Here is a 2,821-nt window from a genome sequence, read left to right as displayed (position 1 = left end):
CTATAAAACACTTTATTAGAAGAGTTAATTAGTTTTATTTCATATTTATCAACATTAGGAATGTCAATTTTATCTAGATAGTTAGAAGATGAAATAAATAAAACACTTCCATCATTAAATCTAGTTTTTATCAACTCTTTATATAACTCAACATGCCCTGCGCAACACTTAGGTTCTACAAGGACATAGTCATAATTTTTCATATTCTTTGTCATAGTTTGACAGCCTATACTTATCAATATCTACAATTCTTTGAGTTCTATTATTGTTAATCCTGTGAATTATTAAGTCACCAACAATTGAAATTTTGGTATTACTATCTAAATCTACAACAATACCTTTATCTTCCGAATCAACTATACTAGTTATATCACCAAGGCCTTTAGATACTATTATATCGGTACCGGATGATAAGTACTCCATCGCTTTGGTTGGACAAGCAACATTATTAATTTCATCATCATCTCTAAGTAAGTAAAGTAGATTTGAAGCAACCAAAAAATTAGGTACTTCAGGATTTTCAACTGTCTTTAAAACAATGCGTTCAGCACTGATTTCCCTTTTTCTAATCTCCTTATCAAAGGTTTCCAGATCCTTGGTAAGGATAACTAAATCAATTTTATTATCTTGCTTATGTATATATGAAAAAACATCTAAAAGAAAATCAATTTTCTGCCACTTTTGAGAGTTACCACAATAACAAATATATTTTCTCTCTTTATCTAAACCGATGCTATCGAATAAATTTTGACTATTTCTTGCTGATTGAATATTTTGTAAAAAAATATCATCTGGCAAATTAGGTATTGTAGTGATATTCTTTATATTACTTGAAGTTAAACCATTCAAATAATCATTCATCGCATTTGAAACTGAAATGATTGAAGTGTAATTTTTCAAAGCATATTTAAGGAGGAATGAATAAATGAATTTTTTTATATGATAAAATCTAAAAGGTTGTAAGTCTTCTAAACTGCCATGGACAACCATCACCCTCTTTTTCTTTTTAAATGGTAAAGAGAAAATAGAAGGTGCGATATTTTCACTAATAATATAGTCTGAATTTTTCAACAAAGAAAAGACTGTATTATAAGGAATCTTTCTTCCATCAACATCATAAAAGAAAAAAAGCTTATATCCTATGACAGTTATTTCATGGCCATTAATTTCTAATGCATTCTTGTCTCGGATAGCTCTGAAAAAATACCCTGTTTTTTTATAAAAACCAGGAGCAACTAGAATAATAGATTTATACATTTAATTATCCAATAACCTTGCTGTACAGTTTAGAAGTGATTTTCTTTCTAATTTAACATAATGTTTTATAGAGTCAGAATTAAACTGTTCATTTAAACTAGCTTCGATGTCGTCAATAGAATAATGAGTATTAATGTCGACATACCTTTTATACTTCACGCAGTCAACTCGATCTAAATAGTCACCAACTTTCTTTTGGTATGAAACCCCAAAGACAGGAACATTAAGCACATCTGACAAAATAATAGAATGAAGTCTCATTCCAATATTAAAATAGGAATTTCCTAATATTTCTATATGATCATCTACAGTCCTTGATTCAGATATCTCTAACGGTACTTTCATATGCAACTTGTCGAAAAGAACAGAATTAAATTTTTCATCTATTCCATCATGTAAAGAGACAAGTACGATTTTTTTTCCGTATACTCTATTCAGCTCAATCAGTAAGTTGGCAATAGAATCAATATTATCGTATGCATTTTTATAACCCGCAGGACTAAATGATATGTAATTTGAAGCTTCACTTTGATTTCTTTCCCTAGGCTCTATCAGGTACGTTAAATCAGAGTGTACAGCAGCTTTCATTGAATAACTTTTCAAAACATTTCGACTAGATACATCACGGCAAATGATATCATCTGTCAATGAAAATATAGCCTTATAAATTAATTTTCCAAATAACGAAGAACTAGGTTCAACTCCAACACCAAGAAAATTAAATTTGCATTTATTTTTTTTTGCAAAAAAAATTCGCTTTAAAACTCCCAACATACCTCTTAAGTTATTATTAGATGTATAAAAGCAAGTCCCGCCCCCCCAAAATACAATATCTGATTTTGAAAACACATCATTATACAAAGATGACAAGCTGTTTGTATCAGAAGTAACTTGTATAACATCAGGTGGTAAGAAGTCATTATGCTTTTTTGATACCACAGTTACACTGCAGCGTAAACTTAGGAAAATATCAGCCAAAATGCTAAGCATCAGATCATCCCCAAAATTACCATAACCATAATAGCCTACTAGGCAAACTTTCTTCGACATTAAATAAACCATCCAAACTTATTTCTAATAATTAGCATCCAAGTATATATCTTGTGTTAAATTTATTTTTTGAAAAACTACTAAATACCTTTTTCAATGTCATTATCATTAATATACATAAACTTAAATTCAAACCAATTGATGATAGATATGTGAAAAATGTATTCGTCTGAATTTCTACCTTATCAAAAATTGAAATAAGCCATGGATGTAAAAAGAATATACCAAAGCTAAAATTAGAAACCATAGTCAAAATTGGTATACTTTTCCCTTCAAAGCGAGTGAAATACACAAAAAACAATAGGCACAAGAAAACCTTTTGGAAGAAACTAACATCAAACCCTTCATAAGATAGTAGAGTTTTTTGATTTCCCGAACCAATTGAGACCTCTAAAAGTGCAAAGAAGATAACTACAGATAAAAGTGTTAACTCTTTTCCATATAACTTATTTAATAAGAAGTCTCTTTGTTGAGAAACGATAATACCGAATAAATATATTGGAGTATAATATAT

The 2,821-nt window shown here is 29.3% G+C and carries 3 protein-coding genes and 1 pseudogene; all 4 read right to left on the bottom strand.

Annotated features, from left to right (window positions below):
• On the bottom strand, positions 1-203 hold a 203-nt coding region (locus L4C36_RS23580), incomplete at its 3' end, for a hypothetical protein (RefSeq protein WP_428480200.1).
• The gene (locus L4C36_RS23575; RefSeq protein WP_428480199.1) at positions 190-1,257 is read right to left on the bottom strand and encodes a glycosyltransferase; all 1,068 of its coding nucleotides are present in this window, start codon (positions 1,255-1,257) and stop codon (positions 190-192) included. The genes L4C36_RS23580 and L4C36_RS23575, both read right to left, overlap by 14 nt.
• Positions 1,258-2,307: a polysaccharide pyruvyl transferase family protein gene (locus L4C36_RS23570; protein ID WP_428480198.1), complete on the bottom strand. Its 1,050-nt coding sequence runs from the start codon at positions 2,305-2,307 to the stop codon at positions 1,258-1,260.
• 31 nt (positions 2,308-2,338) lie between these two features.
• A pseudogene (locus tag L4C36_RS23565) lies at positions 2,339-2,821 on the bottom strand (hypothetical protein); the annotation flags it as partial.

Origin of the sequence: Photobacterium japonica (assembly GCF_050337005.1) — a bacterium.
Lineage (GTDB): Bacteria > Pseudomonadota > Gammaproteobacteria > Enterobacterales > Vibrionaceae > Photobacterium > Photobacterium japonica.
This window is presented reverse-complemented; position numbering and strand designations above follow the sequence as displayed.

What these genes read in the sequence shown, in the direction of transcription:
- L4C36_RS23575 (WP_428480199.1), bottom strand. Translation starts at nt 1,257, where the DNA reads ATGTATAAATCTATTATTCTAGTTGCTCCTGGTTTTTATAAAAAAACA.
- L4C36_RS23570 (WP_428480198.1), bottom strand. Translation starts at nt 2,307, where the DNA reads ATGTCGAAGAAAGTTTGCCTAGTAGGCTATTATGGTTATGGTAATTTT.